The 16862-nt window shown below is 67.0% G+C and carries 15 protein-coding genes; 2 read left to right on the plus strand and 13 right to left on the minus strand.

Features of this window, described 5'->3' with window-relative positions:
* Positions 1–53 precede the first annotated feature (53 nt).
* From ACO2Q5_RS14275 to ACO2Q5_RS14295, 5 genes are all read right to left on the minus strand, one after another.
* On the minus strand, positions 54–1628 hold the full coding sequence (locus ACO2Q5_RS14275; protein ID WP_423292168.1) for a 5-guanidino-2-oxopentanoate decarboxylase: 1575 nt from the start codon (positions 1626–1628) through the stop codon (positions 54–56).
* Positions 1625–2812, minus strand: coding sequence for a pyridoxal phosphate-dependent aminotransferase (locus ACO2Q5_RS14280; protein WP_423292170.1), 1188 nt, complete (start codon positions 2810–2812; stop codon positions 1625–1627). The genes ACO2Q5_RS14275 and ACO2Q5_RS14280 overlap by 4 nt, the downstream gene beginning before the upstream one ends.
* On the minus strand, positions 2809–3480 hold the full coding sequence (locus ACO2Q5_RS14285) for a TetR/AcrR family transcriptional regulator (protein WP_423292172.1): 672 nt from the start codon (positions 3478–3480) through the stop codon (positions 2809–2811). The genes ACO2Q5_RS14280 and ACO2Q5_RS14285 overlap by 4 nt, the downstream gene beginning before the upstream one ends.
* Positions 3481–3544: 64 nt before the next feature.
* Positions 3545–4450, minus strand: a complete 906-nt coding sequence (locus ACO2Q5_RS14290) for a cation diffusion facilitator family transporter (protein WP_423292174.1) — start codon at positions 4448–4450, stop codon at positions 3545–3547.
* A 134-nt stretch (positions 4451–4584) separates the two neighbouring features.
* On the minus strand, positions 4585–5265 hold the full coding sequence (locus tag ACO2Q5_RS14295; RefSeq protein WP_423292176.1) for an SH3 domain-containing protein: 681 nt from the start codon (positions 5263–5265) through the stop codon (positions 4585–4587).
* A 143-nt stretch (positions 5266–5408) separates the two neighbouring features.
* Here ACO2Q5_RS14295 and ACO2Q5_RS14300 point away from each other — a divergent pair, with 143 nt between their 5' ends.
* Positions 5409–6395, plus strand: coding sequence for a 2-hydroxyacid dehydrogenase (locus tag ACO2Q5_RS14300; protein ID WP_423292178.1), 987 nt, complete (start codon positions 5409–5411; stop codon positions 6393–6395).
* A 16-nt stretch (positions 6396–6411) separates the two neighbouring features.
* On the opposite strand, the gene ACO2Q5_RS14305 is transcribed toward ACO2Q5_RS14300, so the two are convergent.
* From ACO2Q5_RS14305 to ACO2Q5_RS14315, 3 genes are read right to left on the minus strand one after another with little or no spacing between them, the layout of a single operon-like run.
* Positions 6412–7047, minus strand: coding sequence for a DUF2971 domain-containing protein (locus ACO2Q5_RS14305; protein WP_423292180.1), 636 nt, complete (start codon positions 7045–7047; stop codon positions 6412–6414).
* A gap of 52 nt (positions 7048–7099) precedes the next feature.
* The gene (locus ACO2Q5_RS14310) at positions 7100–7822 is read right to left on the minus strand and encodes an endonuclease/exonuclease/phosphatase family protein (RefSeq protein WP_423292182.1); all 723 of its coding nucleotides are present in this window, start codon (positions 7820–7822) and stop codon (positions 7100–7102) included.
* Positions 7819–9159, minus strand: a complete 1341-nt coding sequence (locus ACO2Q5_RS14315; RefSeq protein WP_423292184.1) for a phospholipase D-like domain-containing protein — start codon at positions 9157–9159, stop codon at positions 7819–7821. Before ACO2Q5_RS14315 ends, ACO2Q5_RS14310 begins: the two co-directional genes overlap by 4 nt.
* A gap of 146 nt (positions 9160–9305) precedes the next feature.
* Between ACO2Q5_RS14315 and ACO2Q5_RS14320 the strand changes: the two genes are divergently transcribed.
* Complete coding sequence (locus ACO2Q5_RS14320; protein ID WP_423292186.1) at positions 9306–10064, plus strand: TerC family protein; 759 nt, start codon at positions 9306–9308, stop codon at positions 10062–10064.
* Between the two features lie 188 nt (positions 10065–10252).
* Here ACO2Q5_RS14320 and ACO2Q5_RS14325 read toward each other — a convergent pair whose 3' ends face one another.
* From ACO2Q5_RS14325 to ACO2Q5_RS14345, 5 genes are all read right to left on the minus strand, one after another.
* A complete protein-coding gene (locus tag ACO2Q5_RS14325; RefSeq protein WP_423292188.1) occupies positions 10253–11482 on the minus strand; it encodes an NAD(P)/FAD-dependent oxidoreductase in 1230 nt (409 codons plus the stop codon).
* Positions 11483–11606: 124 nt separating this feature from the next.
* On the minus strand, positions 11607–12767 hold the full coding sequence (locus ACO2Q5_RS14330) for an iron-containing alcohol dehydrogenase (RefSeq protein ID WP_423292190.1): 1161 nt from the start codon (positions 12765–12767) through the stop codon (positions 11607–11609).
* 1 nt (position 12768) lies between these two features.
* The gene (locus ACO2Q5_RS14335; protein ID WP_423292192.1) at positions 12769–14148 is read right to left on the minus strand and encodes an aldehyde dehydrogenase family protein; all 1380 of its coding nucleotides are present in this window, start codon (positions 14146–14148) and stop codon (positions 12769–12771) included.
* An 80-nt stretch (positions 14149–14228) separates the two neighbouring features.
* On the minus strand, positions 14229–15596 hold the full coding sequence (locus tag ACO2Q5_RS14340) for a glutamine synthetase family protein (RefSeq protein WP_423292194.1): 1368 nt from the start codon (positions 15594–15596) through the stop codon (positions 14229–14231).
* Between the two features lie 197 nt (positions 15597–15793).
* On the minus strand, positions 15794–16834 hold the full coding sequence (locus ACO2Q5_RS14345) for a TRAP transporter substrate-binding protein (protein WP_423292196.1): 1041 nt from the start codon (positions 16832–16834) through the stop codon (positions 15794–15796).
* Between the last annotated feature and the right edge of the window lie 28 nt (positions 16835–16862).

The following is a 16862-nucleotide window of genomic DNA, read 5'->3' on the forward strand; positions in this document are numbered from 1 at the left end:
CCGGATGTCCTTTGATCCGGGCGCCCCGATGGGCGCCCGTTTCCTTTTCCGCCTCAGCGCGCCTGCACTTCGATCAGGCGCGGACCGTCACAGGGGGCGATCAGCGCCCCGCGCAGCGCCTCGGGGTTCTGAGCCACTTGGGTGAAGGGCAGGCCGCAGGCCGCTGCAAAGGCCCGCATGTCCAGCGGCGAGGGCGTGCAGCCGATGACCGGGGTCTGCGCCTGCTCCATTGCCTCGGCAATCTCGCGGAAGCCGGCGTTGTTCCAGACCAGAAACGTCACCGGCAGGCCTTCGTCCCGTGCGGTGCGCAGCTCGCCCGGGCTGAACTGCAGCCCGCCGTCGCCGATCAGACAGACCACCGGCACGCCGGGCAGCGCGACCGCGGCGCCCACGGCGGCCCCGGGACCATAGCCGAGCGCACCATAGCCGGTTGCAGCGTTGAACCAGCCGCGCGGCCGGTCATGGTCGTAGAACAGGTTTCCGGCATAGACCGGTTGGGTGCTGTCCCCCACGATCACCGCATCAGGCAGGGCAGAGCGGACCGCCTCGACCATCAAAAGCTGATCTGGCATCGCCGGATGCAGCCGCGCCAATTCGGCCCGGGCGGTTTGGCGCGCGGTGTCGGCCCGCGCCGCGCCATCGGTCTTGCGCGGGGACACCGCAAGGTGCAATGCGGCGGCGAAGGCCCCTGCATCGGCCCGGATCGTCAGCCGCGCCGGGTGCCGGTCCAGCTGATCGGCACAGATGTCGACCCGGATCATGCCGGACAGGTCCGGCAGCTGGCCGTTGACATACATGTCATAGTCGGTCGGTCCCAGTTCGGTGCCAAGCGCCAGCACCGCATCGGCCCCGCGGATCAGCTCGCGCACCGCCTCCAGACTGGGGGAGGCGGGGACCGAAAGCGCATGGCCATGCAGCAGGCCACGGGCATTGGCGGTCAGTACGACCGGCGCGTCCAGTGCTTCGGCCAGCGCCCGCAGCTCGGCCCCGGCAAAGCGGGTGCCGCCCCCCGCAAGGATCAGCGGCCGCGTGGCGGTGGACAGCAGGCGCGCGACCTCTTCCAGCGCCTGCAGCGCGGTCGTCGGTGGGGCAGCCACGGGCGCAGGGTCGGGCAGGCTGGGGCAGGGCAGATCCATCACATCGGTCGGGATCTCGATATGCGCAGGCCCGGGGCGGGCGCCCAGCATGGCGGCAAAGGCACGGTCCAGCGCCGGGCCGAGCTCTGCCGGATCGGTCAGCGTTTCGGTCTGGCACAGCGCCCGCACCATGGCCGCCTGATCCGGCAATTCATGCAGCAGCCCAAGCCCGCGGCCAAGGCTGGTGCGGCGGTTCACGCCCGAGATGACCAGCATCGGCACCGAATCCGCCCGGGCTTGCGCCATGGCGGTCAGCGTGTTTGTCAGCCCGGGTCCGGTGATGACAAAGGCCACGCCGGGCCGCCCGGTGACACGGGCATAGCCGTCGGCCATGAAGCCTGCACCCTGTTCATGGCGCGGCGTGACATGGCGCAACCGGCCGGAGGCGAGGCCGCGATAGAGGCCAATCGTATGCACGCCGGGAATGCCGAAGATCACGTCAACCCCGCGGACCGCCAGACCTTCGACCAGACGTTCGCCCACGGTGGTCATGCGGCATGTCCTTGCAGGCGAGTGGCATGGGCGGCGATCCGGGCGCAGGCCTCGGCGATGCGGTCATCGGGCTGGGTCAGCGACAGTCGCAGCCAGCCCGAAAGGCCCGCGCCGAAGCTTTCGCCCGGCATGACGGCGACGGAATGTTCCTCCAGCAGCCCCATGGCGAAACCTTCGCCCGAGAGGCCGGTGGCCCGCACGTCGACCATGGTGAACATCCCCGCCTCGGGGCGGTGGACACGCAGCCCGGCCACGCCCTCCAGCCGGTCAGCGATCATGGCGGCGCGGGCGGCAAATCGCTGCACCATCCCCGCGGCAACCGGCGAAGGTTCGGAAACCGCAAGCGCGACCATATCGGCGATGAAGGGCTGGCTGCCGAAAAGCATGGTTTCTGAAAGCGGCAACAACCGTGCGGTGAAGTCCGAAGGCCCGATCACCCAGCCCGCGCGAAAGCCGGGGGCGGCATGGGATTTGGAAATCGACGAGGTGATGACCGTGCGCTCCGCCAGTTCCGGCAGATCCATGGGCGAGGTGAAGGTCACGCCCGGGAAGACCATCTCCTCATACACCTCGTCCGAGACGATCCACAGATCATGCGCCCGGGCCAGCGCGCCAAGCGCCGCCAGATCGCAGCGCGACAGCACCGCGCCCGAAGGGTTGTGCGGCGTGTTCAGGAACAGCACCCGGCTGCGCGGGGTGATCGCCGCGGCCACATCCTGTGCCTGCAGCCGGAACCCGGCCTCGGGTCGCAGCGCGACCGGCACGGCGCGGGCGCCGGTCTGTGCGATCAGCCCCTCATAGGTGGCATACATCGGATCGCCGACGATGACCTCATCCCCGGCCTCGACCAGCGTGCGGAACACGGCGTAAAGCGCGGTCTGGGTGCCGGGTAGGCAGATCACCTGATCGGTGCCGATAGGCCGTCCGCGCCGCGCGGCATAGCGCCGGGCCAGCGCGGCCAGCGTGCCCGCCTCTCCGCGGCCGTTGGAATAGCCGGTGCGTCCGGCTTCCATGGCATGGGTCACCGCCTCGATCAGGGGCGCGGGCGTCGGCACGTCCGGCTCTCCGATGGTCAGTTCGATGATGTCGCGTCCGGCCGCCTTCAGCGCGCGCGCCCGCATGTGCAATTCCCATTTGGCCGAGCCGAGATGGGCCAGCCGTTCGGTGACAGATGCATATTTCATGACAGTTCTCCCTCTGGCGCCATCGCGATCTCGGGCACGAAGGTTCCGTATTGCAGCAGGTCTATTCCCAGAATGGCCCCGACCGCGCGCAGGCCGATCCGCACCAGCTCGCCGGGGCCGAAACCGCCGGGCAGGATCGACCCTTCCAGCCAGAGGCCGTCGATCACCGCATTGCAGGCAATGGCATCCTGCCGCAGTCGGGCGGGGCTGACCGGGCGGTGCAGCCCGCCGATCAGCTGCTCCAGCTGGTTGCGGTAGGACAGGTAGCCCGTTTCGTGCTGGGCCAGAAGCCCGGGGTCGGACTGGACATGATGCAGGAAGCCGGCCCAGAGGCCGACCGCGCGGGCATCCACCACCGGCGGGCGCAGGCCTGCGGCGATGAAAGCGGCCAGCTTCTCGCCCGGTTCGGCGCCGACACCTTCAAGCGCATCGGTGCCCTTGCCGGTCATCCCGTCCATCAGCGCGGCATAGGCGGCACGGAACAGCTCGTCCTTGCTGCCGAAATAGTGGCGGATCAGCCCGGGCGTCACCCCCGCCCGGCCGGCAATCGCCCGCACGGTGGCGGCCTGCGGCCCGCCTTCGGCCACAAGGGCCTGCGTGGCCGAAATCAGGGAATCGCGACGATTTTCCTCGCTGTCGCGCAGATAGGGGCGGCGGTCGTGCTGCATGCCTTCGGGTCCGGTGATTATTCAGATGAATAATTCCCCGAACCCGCGGCTTGTGCAAGCCCGGTTACGACCCCGGATCGTCGCCTTCCGGCGCCACATCCTTGTGGATGATGACATCGGCCTGCGGATAGGCCGCCAGAATGGCCCGCCGCAGAGCGGCCCCGATGTCATGGGCGGCGCGCAGGCTTTGCTTGCCGTCCAGCTCGATATGAAGGTTCACGAAGATGCGGCTGCCGGCCATGCGGGTCTTCAGATCGTGAAATCCATGGACGCCCGGCCAGTCGCGGGCGATCGCGGCGATTCCCTCGATCACATCCGGATCGGCCCGGCGGTCCATCAGCGCATCCCAGGCGCCCCGCCCGATATGCAGCGCGCCGCGCAGCATCCAGGCCGCGGCAATCAGCGCGATCACCGCATCAATGCCGGACAGTCCCCATTGCCGCGACAGGACCAGCGCGACGACCGCACCCATCCCCGGGATCAGGTCACCCAGATAATGCAGCCGGTCGGCCGCGACGACACGGTTTCCGGTCAGCCGGGCCACGCGGCCCTGCCACCAGACCAGCGCCACCGTCAGCACCATCGAAATCACCATCACGATGATCCCCGCCCCTTCGTCCTGCAGCGTGGGCGGGGTGTCGGACAGCAGCCGCCCGGCGGCCGACCAGGTGATCAGCGCGGCCGAGACAAGGATCAGCAGCGACTGCGCCAGTGCGGCCAGATCCTCGGCCGAGGTATGGCCGAAGGCGTGGTCTTCATCCGCGGGCTTGGCCGCATAGATGATCGCCGCCGCGGCGCCCAGCGACATCATCAGATCCATCGCGCTGTCCGCCAGCGAGGCAGCAATCGACAGGGCGCCGGTCGTCCACATCGCCCAAAGCTTCAGCGCCACCAGCGTGGCCGCCACCGCGACCGAGGCAAGCCCGGCCGACAGGCCAAGACGGGTGGCATCGGGGCTGGGATTCGTCATGGCGGGTGCTCCTATCCGGCAGGGGAGGCTGGTTAGCCCCCGGGCCCGTGCATCGCAACAGCTTTCGTCGCGCGGCGTGGCAGCCTGTTATCGCGCCAGACCGCGGCAGGGATATGACAGGCCGGGGGGCGGTCTCACTCGATCACTTCGCCGGGCAGCACGCCCCAGATCGCTGTCTTCTCGACCCAGCCCTTTTCTCCGCCAGACGAAATGCGGCACCAGTCGGCAGTGCATTGCAGGATGCGGGCCACCACGCCGATCTCGGCCTGTGCCACCACCCGGGCGTCCCGGTCAGGCGTGGCGCGCAGTTCCGCCATGTCCTGCGCCACCACGACCGAGCGGACCCCGGACAAAAGCGCATAATGCACCCAGCCCCCGGCGCCGTCCTGATCCTCGACCCGGCGCCAGTTCTCATATTCCGCGGTGATCATCAGCGGCATGCCGGGGCGGGTGAAAACCCAGTCGATCCTGTGGGTCAGGCCGGGGCCGCGGCGGGCATTGCCCTCGTCGCCCTTCAGGCTGACAAATCGCGGCAAAGGCAGGTTCGTCACGCAGCCAAAGCCCGGCTTGCAGGCCGGCTCGGTCTTTGCGGCCCGCTTGGCGGCGCTTTCCTCGGCCGCAACGGCGGCCTCTGTCACAGGGGGCGGGGCCGGAGGGGCCACGGCCGGGCTGGCGGCCGGATCGGGCACGGGGGCCACGACGGGCAGCGTGGCCGCGATCTTCGGATTGGGCGGCGGCGGCGAACTCTCCTGCGCGCCTGCCGCGGCGGCGCCAAGGATCAGGGCCACCAGCCCCGCTGTCAGAACATTCCGCATTGCCTGTCCGCCTTCCGCCCGGCCGCCATGGGCGGGCCCGCCGCTTGCGCCAAACTGCCATACCTTTCGGGGCTTGTGATCCGCCCCGCTTCGCCCCACCATGCCGGGAAACTGCGTTCATGGGAAGTGCCGGGAGAGTGACCATGCCATCGCCGCGTCTGAGTGTTGTCGTCACGCGACGCCTTCCCGAGGCGGTGGAGACAAGGATGTCCGAACTCTTCGACGTCCGTCTGCGCGAGACCGACGACAGGATGACACGTGAGGAGCTGGCCGAGGTGATGCGCACCGCCGATGTGCTGGTGCCCACCATCACCGACCAGATCGACGCGGGCCTTCTGGCACAGGCGGGCGACAAGCTGAAGCTGATCGCCAATTTCGGCGCGGGCGTGGACCATATCGACGTGGCCACCGCCCGTCAGCGCGGCATCCTTGTGTCCAACACCCCCGGCGTGGTGACCGAGGACACCGCCGATATGGTCATGGCGCTGATCATGGCCGTCACCCGCCGCATCCCCGAAGGACTGGCCGTCATGCAGGCCGGAAAATGGGAGGGCTGGTCGCCGACCGCGTTTCTGGGCACCCGCCTCTCGGGCAAGAGGCTGGGCATCCTTGGCATGGGCCGCATCGGTCAGGCGCTGGCGCGGCGCGCGCGGGCCTTCGGGCTTCAGGTGCATTACCACAACCGCCGCCGCGTCCGCCCCGAGCTGGAGCAGGAGCTGGAGGCGACCTATTGGGAAAGCCTCGACCAGATGATTGCCCGGATGGACATCCTCTCGGTCAATTGCCCGCATACACCTTCGACCTTCCATCTGATCAATGCGCGCCGGCTAAAGCTTATGAAGCCCGCGGCGGTGATCGTGAACACCTCCCGCGGCGAGGTGATCGACGAAAATGCCCTGACCCGCGCGCTCCGTGCCGGAGAGATTGCGGGCGCGGGTCTGGATGTCTACGAGCATGGCACCGATGTGAACCCCCGTCTGCGCGAAGTGCCGAACGTGGTCCTCCTGCCCCACATGGGCAGCGCCACGCTGGAGGGGCGGATCGAGATGGGCGAAAAGGTCATCATCAACATCAAGACCTTCGCCGACGGCCACCGCCCCCCGGATCAGGTGGTGCCGGGTATGCTGTAGGGGGCCAAGGGCGCGCTCAGCATCTTTGGATATCAAAACCAGACGGAGAACGCTGCGTGTTGTGAACCTCAACTTCGGGTGCTGCATCCTTGACTTGCTGCACGGTCAGTCTTGAGCGCGGGCCAAGCAGAACTTCCCTTAAACAGAACGCTTCACTGAAGCTTGCAAAGTACAGCCTGCCTTCCTGATGCGCGTCAGCGAGCGGCCAGAGGAGGCGAACCTCTTCTTCGTCTGACCAGACTACCGATTTGGTTGCGAAGAGATCAACCATCTGTTCTTCGCCGACGTGGTCAAAGAAGTTTGCAAGCGTAAGGCTGGGGAAGAGGCGCTCGGCAACGTAGTTAACGTCTGTCAGATTGGTCTGATCGACGTCAAAACCGTAGCAAACGCCTGCACCATTTCCTGCGTATCGACCCCACATGGATGGACTGCTCCAACTCTTACAGAAGCACAACATCCCCATTTGCCCGTCGATCTCTGCAAACCAGTCTGCGAACCTATCCCGATAGGCGGGGTCTGCTTGGTTGAAAGAGGCAAGCTCAAAAACATCATTGCACTCTGAGAAGCGGGACAGCTTGAGACGCTTCTTCTTAATGTTTTCAAGCGCGAACGTCGGACCGGTGAAATAATAGACCCGTCTGAAACTGGCCATTATGCTTTGGTTTCCTTCATGGCACTTGAAGTTTGCAGGACACGCCTTCCATTTATCCCCTAAGCAACCGCAGATCGGCCACCAGGGGCAGGTGGTCCGAGGCCAGCGAGGCTTCGGTGCTGCGGAAGGCGCGGATGGTCAGGTCCTGGAATTCCGCCGTCACCGCGATACGGTCCAGCGGGAAGACCGGCCAGCGGCTGTGATAGGTCGGCCCGCCCGACAGGATGCGGAACTGCCGGGCCAGCCGGCCGAGCCCCACGGTCAGCGAGCGTTCGTTGAAATCTCCGGCGACCAGCGTGGGCAGCGCCTGCGCCCCGGCCAGAAGCCCGTTCAGCGCGGTCAACTGCCGACGGCGCGAGGAGCGCAACAGGCCCAGATGCACCCCCATCACCCGGAAGGGCAAGCCATTGCGCGAGAGCTGCACCTCGACATGGCCGCGCGGCTCCAGCCCCGGCAGGTCATGATGACCGGAGCCCAGCACCTCGATCCCGGGGCGGACCAGAACCGCATTGCCGTGCCAGCCCAGACTGGTCCGCCCGTGGCCGAAGGCCACCGGCACCAGCCCGGTGATCTGCGTCACCGCGGCCCGGTCCAGCGCGGGTGGACGCGGTGGCAGGCGCAGGTCCGCCTCCTGCAAAAGCACGACATCGGCCTCAAGGGCGGCGATCACCCGCAGCACGCGGTCGGGATCGCGGCGGCGGTCGGTGCCCATGGCCTTGCGGATGTTGTAGGTGGCGATGCGCAGCGTGGTTTCTGTCGCGGAATGGTCGGTCACAGGATGGGCGCCCCCAGGCGGAAGATGCTTTCGATCAGGCGGCGGGGCCGTCCCGTCCGCGGCGCGCCCTCGACTGCCAGCGGCAGCAGCGCATGGAACCAGCGTTCCAGCGCCGCCACGGTTCCCGCATCATAGGCCATCAGGCCGAATTCATAGTTCAGCAGCATCGACCGCACGTCGAAATTGGCCGAGCCGATCCAGCCCGCATCGTCCACCAGCCCGGCCTTCGCATGCAGCATGCCCGGCGCATGGCGCAGGATGCGGCAGCCCCCCGCGGCCATCTCGCGCAGGAAAGGGCCGCGGGCCAGGTCGGCGGTCCATTGGTTGGATTTCGCGGGCAGGTGGATATGCACCTCTACCCCGCGGCGGGCCGCGCTGGCCAGCGCCAGGGCCAGGGGTTCGGTCGGCAGGAAGTAGGGTGTCGCAACCCAGACCCGGCGATCCGCACGGTGAATGGCGGTGACCAGAGCGTCATGCAGCAGATCCAGCGGATCGTCCGGCCCGGCGGGCATCAATTGCAGCGCGGCGTCGCCCTTCGGCCCGGACGGGGGCAGGGGTGCGGGGGCCTCTCCCCAGTCGGCGGCAAAGATGTCGGCAAAGCTCTGGACCACGGGCCCGCGGGCGGTAAAGCTCAGATCCTCCCACACCCCGGGGGCCGAGGTCAGGTAATCGTCCGCGATGTTGCGCCCGCCCGCCCAGACGGTCTGCCCGTCCGCGATCAGCAGCTTGCGGTGGTTGCGCAGATTGATCTTGGTATCGGGGCGCCAGCGCAGCAGGGGCGCGAAGACCCGCACCTCGCCCCCCGCGGCGGCCAGCGCGGCCAGTTCGGCCCGTGGCCGGTGCAGGCTGCCAAGCGCGTCAAGGCTGAGCCGGACCCGGACCCCTGCCTGCGCCTTCTCGGTCAGCAGGGTGATGAAGCGGCGGCCGCTGTCGTCCGGGGCGACGATATAGAACAGGGCGTCGATGCTGCGGGCCGCCCCGGCGATCACCTCGTCCAGCGCATCACGCGCAGCCCCCGGGGTTTCGTGCAGCACCAGCGCATTGCCGCCACTGGCGGCGGGGGCTTCCTGCTGCGCGGTCAGCGCCCGGGCAAGCGGATGGGTAACCGGCGCGGCCCCGGGCATCGGCAGAAAGCGCAGGGGCAGCACCCGTCCGCGCGCCTTGCGGAAGCCCAGCATCAGGAACACCGGCACCGCAACATAGGGCAAGAGGATGATGAACAGCACCCAGGCGGCCGAGGATTGCGGTGCGCGGCGCTGCTGCAGCGCCAGCACCATGGCCAGCGCAACCGCCATCACACCCAGCACCACAAGTATATGTTCAACCAGAAGAACCATGATCCCGCCGCAGCGCCTGCCCGCCATGGGACGGGGCCGGGCGCGGAATTTCAAGAGTGTCTCACAAAAAGGTGAGGTGCGGTGCTTGAAACGTTGCGGCGCAGTTCATAGGTAGCGCGCAAACAAACCGGGATGCGGGACACCCAATGGAAATCTTCACCTACCAGGGCTTTATCGCCCTGTTGCAAGTCATCGGCATCGACCTTGTGCTGGCCGGCGACAATGCGGTCGTCATCGGTCTGGCCGCCGCCGGTCTGCCGAAAGAGCTGCGCGGCAAGGCCATTCTGGTGGGTATCATCGCCGCCACGGTCATGCGGATCGGCTTTGCCCTGATCACCACCCAGCTTCTGGCCATCGTGGGCCTGCTGCTGGCCGGTGGCATCCTGCTTCTCTGGGTCTGCTGGAAGATGTGGCGCGAGCTGCGTGAAGGCGGGCATGAGGCGGAACATGCTGCCACCGAAGCCGTCACCGGCGAGGATCTGAACAAGGACGGTGTCGTTGCCCCGTCGACCGGCAAGCAGAAGACCTTTGCCCAGGCCGCGACCCAGATCGTCATTGCCGATGTGTCGATGTCGCTGGACAACGTGCTGGCCGTGGCCGGCGCCGCCCATGGCCATCCGACCGTGCTGATCATCGGCCTTGTGCTGTCGGTGGCGCTGATGGGCTTTGCCGCAACCTTTGTGGCCAAGCTGCTGAGCAAACACCGCTGGATTGCCTATATCGGCCTTGCGCTGATCCTCTATGTCGCGCTGAAGATGGTCTATGACGGCAGCCATGAGATCATCTATGGCCGCGAGACGCCGCCTGCGGCCGAGGCTGTGGAAACCGCGCCCGCCGATGGCACCGCCCCGATCGAAGGCACGACGACCGCGCCTGCGCCCGCGGCCCCGGCGCCCGCTCCCTGATCTTCGGCAGGGTTTGAAACAGGAAACGCCCGCCCCCGGAAAGGGGCGGGCGTTTTCCGTTGCGGCTGCGGCAGCAGGACGGAGGGCTGTCCAGGACGTCCTTTGCTTGGCGGGCAGGGCGGGGTCCGGCGCGGCCGGCATCGCCGTCCCGTTGTCCGGGGGGCATGGGGGCCTCGCGTCTGCGGTGGTCAGAACCGGGCGGGGCTGACCGCGGGCAGCGCGCGCGGGGCCGGGCGACCGGCGATCTGGTCGGCCACGATCCCCGCGGTCACCGGCGCCAGCGTCACCCCCAGATGGCCGTGGCCGAAGGCCAGCATCACATCTTTCCCCCCGCGTGAGGGGCCGATCACCGGCAGGCTGTCCGGCATCGACGGGCGAAAGCCCATCCATTCGCGGTCCGGCACCCCCAGATCGGGGAAGACTGTGCGCGCCCCTTCGACCAGCCGGGCGATGCGATGGGGCGAGGGGGGCAGCGTCAGGCCGCCCAGTTCCACCGTGCCGGCCACCCGCAGCCGCCCCGCCATCGGGCAAAAGTAGAACCCCCGCTGCGTCAGGCAGGACGGGCGGGTCAGTGGCAACTGCGCCATGTCCCATTCGACATGGTAGCCGCGTTCTGTATCGAGGGGCACCCGGTCCCCCGCCTGTGCCGCCAGCACGCGGGAATGCGCCCCCGCCGCGATCACCACATGCCGCGCGGTCAACCGCAGATCCGGCCCCTCCACCCGGACCCCGCCGGGACCGCGGGTCAGCCCTGTTGCGCGGGCGCGCAGATGGCTGGCGCGGCTCAGCACATGGGCCGCAAGGATCTGCATCATCCGGCCCGGATCGTTCAGGAAGATCGCATTGCGGAAGAAGGCCGCGCCTGCCATCGGCGGCAGGCCCGGCTCCAGCGCAGCAAGCTCTGCCGCGCCGATCACCTCGACCGAGACGCCAAGCGCCCGGCGTCCGGCCATTTCGGCCTCGGCAGCCTGACGCTCGGCCTCGGACCGGTAGAGATAGAGGCAGCCGCGGGGCTGCAGGATTTCGGTCGCGCCGATACGGGCGGCAAGGTCCTGCCAGAGCGGGCCTGCGCCTGCCAGAAGCGCGGCAATCGCCTCGGCATTGCGGGCCGCCGGGCCAGGCAGCGATTGCTGCGCGAACCGCAGCAGCCAGGGCGCCAGCGTCGGCAGCGCCCGGTGGCGGATCGCCAGCGGCGAGGATCGGCTGAAGAAGAGCGAGGGCAGGTTGCGCAAGACATCCGGCGTGCCGACCGGCGCCACCGCGTAATCGGCAATGGTGCCGGCATTGCCGTAGCTGGCGCCCATGCCGGGATCGGCCGGGTCGATCAGCACGACCTCGCGCCCTTCGGCTGTCAGCCGCTCGGCAAGGGCGAGACCGATGACACCGGCCCCGATGATGGCGATTTCGGTCGTGGTCATGTCGCGCCCTTGTCCGGCCGCCGGGGGTTTCACACCCCCGGACCCCCGTGGGATATTTGTGCCAAGATGAAAGGGGGCAGAGGGTTGGTGCCCCCTGCCTCCCGGTGGTCTTCGCAGGCCGGCGTCACATGCAGGCGTCGAACAAAGCGCGGGTGTTTTCGCGCGTCATCTCGACCGGGTTGCCGCCGCAGGACGGGTCTTCCAGCGCCATGTCGGTCAGCATGTCCAGATCCTTGTAGAGGACCCCCATGGCCGTCAGCGTCTCGGGGATCGCCAGCGCGCTGCGCAACTCCATGATCTGATCGTGGAACCCCGCAAAGCCGCCGTCAAAGCCCAGATAGGCCGCCGCGGCCTTGATACGGTCCTCGATGGCGGGGCGGTTGAATTCCAGCACCATGGGCATGACCACGGCATTGGTGGTGCCGTGGTGGGTGCCATAGACCGCGCCCACCGGGTGGGACAGGCTGTGGATCGCGCCCAGACCCTTCTGGAAGGCGACCGCGCCCATGGCGGCGGCGGACATCATATGGCCGCGGGCCATCAGGTTGGTCGGGTTGGCATAGACTTCGCGCAGGTTTTCGAACACCAGCCGCATGCCTTCCAGCGCGATGCCTTGGCTCATCGGGTGGTAGAACGGGCTGCAATAGGCCTCAAGGCAATGCGCGAGGGCATCCATCCCGGTGCCCGCGGTGATGAATTTGGGCATGCCCACGGTCAGCGCGGGGTCGCAGATCGTGACCACGGGCATCAGTTTCGGGTGGAAGATGATCTTCTTCTTGTGGGTGTCCGAATTGGTCAGCACGCCCGCGCGCCCGACCTCGGAGCCGGTGCCCGCGGTGGTGGGAACGGCGATGACCGGGGCGATTTTCGACGCATCGGCACGGGTATACCAGTCGTCGATATCCTCCAGATCCCAGACCGACAGGCCGGGGGCCTGTCCGGCCATCAGCGCGATCATCTTGCCAAGATCGAGGGCCGAGCCGCCGCCGAAGCAGAGCACGCCGTCATGGCCGCCCGCCTTGTAGACGGCGATGCCGTCGGCCATGTTCTTCTCGTTCGGGTTAGGGTCCACTTCGGAGAAGACCGCCCGGCCAAGGCCTGCGGCCTCCAGCACGTCAAGCGCTTGTGCGGTGATGGGCAGGCTGGCCAGCGCCTTGTCGGTGACAAGGAGGGGCTTTTTCAGCCCGGCCCCGGCGGCATGCTCGGCCAGTTCGGCAATACGGCCGACGCCGAATTTGATCGCGGTCGGGTAGGACCAGTTGCGGTTGGGAACGCCGTGAGACATCTCACACCTTCTTGAAATGATAGGATTTCGGACGGGTTACCGCATGGTAGCCCAGATAGGACAGGCTGCCGCCGCGGCCGGTGTCCTTGCAGCCGGTCCAGCAGAGCGCGGGGTCAAGGTAATCGGCGCGGTTCATGAAGACGGTGCCGGTTTCGATTTGCGCGCCGATTTCGGCGGCAGTCTCGTAATCCTCGGTCCAGATCGAGGCGGTCAGGCCATAGGGGCTGTCGTTCATCAGGGCGATGGCTTCGGCATCGGAGGCGACCTTCATGATGCCGACCACCGGGCCGAACGATTCTTCGGTCATGACCGCCATGGAATGATCGACGTTCACAAGGATCTGCGGCGCAAGATAGGCACCGCCGTCATCGGCGAATTTCGCAGTGTCAATCAGCGGCTTTGCCCCTGCGGCCAAAGCCGCGGCGATCTGGTCGCGCACCACGCGGGCAAAGCGGACATTGGCCATCGGGCCAAGCGTCGTCGTCTCGTCAAACGGGCTGCCGAGCTTCAGGCCGTTCACCCAGGCCACCGCCTTTTCGACAAAGGCATCATAGAGGCTTTCGTGGACGTAGATCCGTTCGATCCCGCAGCAGCATTGGCCGGAGTTGAACATGGCCCCGTCCATCAGCGTATCGACGGCGGCATCCAGATTGGCATCGGCCCGGACATAGCCCGGGTCCTTGCCGCCCAGCTCCAGCCCAAGCGGCGTGAAGGTGCCCGCGGCGGCGCGTTCGATGGCCTGCCCGCCCCCGACCGAGCCGGTGAAGTTCACGAAACCGAAACTGCGCGCGGCGATCAGCTGTTCGGTCGTGGCATGGTCCAGCACCACGTTCTGGAACACGTCGTCGGGAACGCCCGCGGCATGGAAGGCCTCGGCCAGACGTTCGCCCGCCAGCAGGGTCTGGCTGGCGTGTTTCAGGATCACCGTGTTCCCGGCAATCAGCGCGGGGATGATCGTGTTGATCGCGGTCAGATAGGGGTAGTTCCACGGCGCGATGACGAAGACTACGCCCACGGGATCGCGGGCGATCAGGCGGCGGAACTTGTCGCTGTCTTCAACGACCTTGGGCGCCAGCGTTTCAGCCGCGATGGAGGCCATATAGTCGGTGCGGGCGTTCACGCCGCCCAACTCGCCCGCGCCATAGCGGACCGGGCGGCCCATCTGGCCCGCCAGTTCCTGCACGATGGTGTCTTTCATCGCGGTCAGCTGGGCGATCCCGGCCTTGACCAGCGCGATTCGCTCCTCCAGCGGGCGGGCGGCCCAGGGGCCTTGGGCGGCCTTGGCGCGGGCGACGGCCGCCTTCGCGGCTTCGGCCGACAGCGGCACACGTTCGGCATAGACCGAACCATCTGCCGGGGAGATCAGTTGGATGGGTTTCATCTTGTCACCTGTGGGCGGCAAAGGCCGCCGGTCGAAAAGGGGCGGGAAGAGGCTCCCGCCCGGAAAGCACCTCGGGCCGGTCAGGCCCGTTCCAGAAGCCGCTGGCGTTCGAAATCGGTCACCACGCGGTCGGTCTCCTGAATTTCCCATTCGGCGTTGCGGTAATAATGGTCCACCACATCCTCACCAAGGGCCGCGCGCAGGAAGGTGGAACCCTTCAGCAGCGCCGCCGCCTCGCGCAGGGTATGGGGGATTTCGCGGATGCCGCCCTTGGCATACATGTCGCCCTTCATCTCGGGCTCCAGCTCCAGCTTGTTCTCGATCCCGTCCAGACCGGCGGCGAGGAGGGCGGCGCAGGCCAGATAGGGGTTCACATCGGCGCCGGGAATGCGGCATTCGACGCGGATCGCCTTGGACTGCACGCCGCAGATGCGGAAGCCTGCGGTGCGGTTGTCGGCGGACCAGACGGCCTTGGTCGGGGCGAACATCCCCACGCAGAACCGTTTGTAGCTGTTCACATAGGGCGCAAGGAAAACCGTGATTTCCTCGGCATGGGCCAGCTGCCCGGCCAGATAGTGCCGCATCATTTCGGACATGCCGTGTTCGGCATCGGCGTCAAAGAAGGCGGGCTTCCCGGCCTCGGTCCACAGGCTTTGGTGGATATGGCTGGAGGACCCCGCGCGGCGGTGGTCGTATTTCGCCATGAAGGTCACGGACTTGCCCTTGGCCCAGGCGATTTCCTTCACACCCTGTTTCACGATGGTGTGGTTGTCCGCGGTGTCCAGCGCGTCGGAGTATTTGTAGTTGATCTCTTCCTGACCGGCCTCGGCCTCGCCCTTGGAATTCTCGATCGGGATGCCCGCGCCATAAAGCCCGTTGCGGCAGGCGCGCATCACATCTTCTTCCTTGGAGGTCTGGAAGAGGTGGTAATCCTCGTTGTAGCCCGACACGGGGCGCAGGTCGGCGGTGCCGTGGTCGCGCAGGTTTTCATAGGAATTCTCGAACAGGAAGAATTCCAGTTCGGTGGCCATCATCGGGTTCAGGCCCATGGCCTTGGCCCGGGCGATCTGCCGCTTCAGGATCGCGCGGGGCGAGACGGCCACCTCTTCATGGGTGTCGTGGTCCAGAAGGTCCGCCAGCACCAGCGCGGTTGCGGGCAGCCACGGAATCCGGCGCAGCGTGGCCATGTCGGGCTTCATGACGTAATCGCCATAGCCCTTTTCCCAGCTGGAAGTCTTGTAGCCGGAGACGGTGTTCATCTCCATGTCCACCGCCAGCAAATAGTTGCAGCAATGGGTCTCTTCATGCCCGCCGTTCAGGAAATGGGCGGCGTGAAAGCGTTTGCCCATCAGGCGGCCCTGCATGTCGGGGGCGGCGACCAGAACGGTGTCGATCTCGCCCGCGTCGAAGGCGGCTTTCAGGGTGGCTAGGGTCAGGTTACCGGGCATATCGGCCTCGCATCGGTTCGGAATGGAATAGGGGATCGGCACGCGGGTCAAAGACCGCGGGCGCCGCCGAACTCGGGCTTTCGGGGCCAGCAATCGGGCCGGATCATGGGTCGTCCCCCTCCTCCTTGCGCCCGCGGGCGATGCCGCGGGCTTGTCGTCGGGAACCGGGCGCCCTGCGGCGCCCGGTCCGTGTGGCCTTAGCTGTAGCGATAGGGCCGCCCGGCCTTGGTCATGGTGTCGTTATACTTCTTGAAGATCTCGACCACTTTGGCCTTCAGTTCGGATTCGGCGCCGATTTCGTCCCAGAAGGCATGGGCGGCGGTTTCCACCGTGGCCCATTCGGCATCCGGGATCGAGGTCAGCTTCATCTTCGGGCCGTTGACCCGCAGGTCGGCCTCGCCGCCCCAATACCACCACTGGCGGTAATAATGCGACTGGTCGAAGACCACGCGCATCAGCTCTTTCAGGTGATCCGGCACTTCGGCCCAGCGGTCGGCATTGGCGAAGAAATGACCGATCCACGCGCCCGAGATATTGTTCGACAGGAAGTAGGGCGCGCCATCGGCCCAGCCCGAGGTATAATCTTCGGTAATCCCCGACCATGCCACGCCGTCCAGTTCCCCGGTTTGCAGCGCCACGTTGATGTCCTCCCACGGCAGCTGCATCGGCACGACGCCGAATTGCGCCAGGAAGCGGCCTGCGGTCGGGAAGGTGAAGACGCGCTTGCCGTTCAGGTCGGCCAGCGAATTGATCGGGTCCTTGGTGGCAAAGTGGCAGGGGTCCCACGACCCGGCCGAGATATGCTGGATGCCGACCTTGGCATATTCCTCTTCCCAGATCTGCTTCAGCCCGTACTGGTTGAACAGCACCGGCACATCCAGCGAATAGCGCAGGCCGAAGGGGAAATAGCCGCCGAAGACGGTCACTTCGGTGGGCGAGGCCATGGAATCGTCATCCGACTGCACGGCGTCGATGGTGCCCGCCTGCATGGCGCGGAACAGCTCGGACGTGGGGACCAGCTGGTCGGCGAAATAGAGTTCGATCTCCATCTGGCCGGCAGCGATCTTGTTGAAGCTGTCGATGGCGGGTTTCACCACATGCTCGCCAAGGGCGGCACCGGCATAGGTCTGCAGCCGCCATTTGATCGGCGCAGCCTGCGCCCGGACGGCGGGGGCGGCAAGAGCGGCGGCCCCGGCCAGGGCGCCGGTGCTGAGGAATTTCCGTCTGGTCGTCGTCATTGTTACCTCCGTTTGGATATGGGGCGGG

Origin of the sequence: Neotabrizicola sp. VNH66 (assembly GCF_049445895.1) — a bacterium.
Lineage (GTDB): Bacteria > Pseudomonadota > Alphaproteobacteria > Rhodobacterales > Rhodobacteraceae > Pseudogemmobacter.